This is a genomic window from uncultured Leptotrichia sp. (assembly GCF_938036635.1).
GTDB classification, from domain to species: Bacteria; Fusobacteriota; Fusobacteriia; order Fusobacteriales; family Leptotrichiaceae; genus Leptotrichia; species Leptotrichia hongkongensis.
The window spans coordinates 1-1241 of record NZ_CALHQO010000403.1; the positions used below are offsets into that span (position 1 = coordinate 1).

Annotated in this window: 1 protein-coding gene; it reads left to right on the forward strand. The window is 28.1% G+C overall.

What is annotated here, in order from left to right:
• Positions 1-703: 703 nt before the first annotated feature.
• Positions 704-1241 (forward strand): pseudouridine synthase (locus Q0370_RS08050; protein ID WP_299574393.1); only part of this gene is annotated, 538 nt, incomplete at its 3' end.

The window sequence follows — 1241 nt, forward strand, 5'->3', positions numbered from 1 at the left end:
AAACTTTCTTATTTGAGGTTTTTCAAATTTAAGAACTTAAATATATAATCTTTATAATTTAATGTAGAATGTCGTGATTTTTTTGGAATGAAAACGACTAAACACATTTATGTGTTTCTTTCGCTAGAACCTTTATAGCAAATATATTTTATAGAGTTGTTCTAATCTTTATTTGTGAAGGTGAGCGTTAACGAGTTTCGTTTTCATAGTACTTCAAGTTTATCCAAATAATAAAGTTTAGACTACTTTCTCAAATAAAATTTGGGAATATTTCAAAAAATGCTTAGACAAGTCAGGGTTAGTGCGCAGCACTTTCGCCATTATCTTTAATATGCCATTATTTAAATTTGTTAAAATAACTTTTATTGCGAAATAAAAGGAAATGGCGATTGATTTTCCTTGCTTTATAAGAAGAAAAAACATAGAATTATGAAAAAACATTTATTAACAATAAGTAGTTTTTCACAACTCTAAATAAAATCCCTTATATGGATATTTAATGATTAAATTTAATTAAAGGATATTTTATAAGTACATAGATTATAAATAGTACAATTTTGTAAAAAAGGTTTTAATTCCGTTAATTTTCTGATTTTTATTATTTAACTAGGAAGATGGTATAATAATAGATTTGTTTAGCAACTTACTTTTAAAACTAAAAGTTATTAAAAAAATAAATTTGTAAAAAGGATGTGTATAGATAATGAAAAAATTTAGAATCGAAAAGGAACATCAGAGGATGAAAATCTCGCAATATTTACGGGAAGTGCAGAATTATTCGGGGCGAAGTTTGAGAAATGTGGAAGTTTTTTTGAATGGAAAGCAGGTAAGATTAACTAAGAAATTGCCGTCACATGGAAACTTGAGGATTATTGAGAAGAAAAAGGGGACGGACATTAAGCCGATTAAACTGCCACTTGATATTATTTTTGAAGATGAAGATATTTTGGTTGTGAATAAAGAGCCATTTTTGTTGACACATCCAACACAGAAAAAAGCTGATTTTACACTTGCGAACGGAATTGTAAATCATTTTTTGGAAAAATATGGTGAAGTTCGAGTGCCACGATTTTACAATAGGCTCGATATGAATACATCTGGGCTGATTACTATTGCCAAAAACAGTTTTGCACAGGCATTTTTACAAAATTTTTCGATTTTTGAGAAAAAATATCTGGCGATTGTTAACGGAATTATTGATGATAAGGAAATTGCCAGAATCAACGAAGAACTTGCAAAAG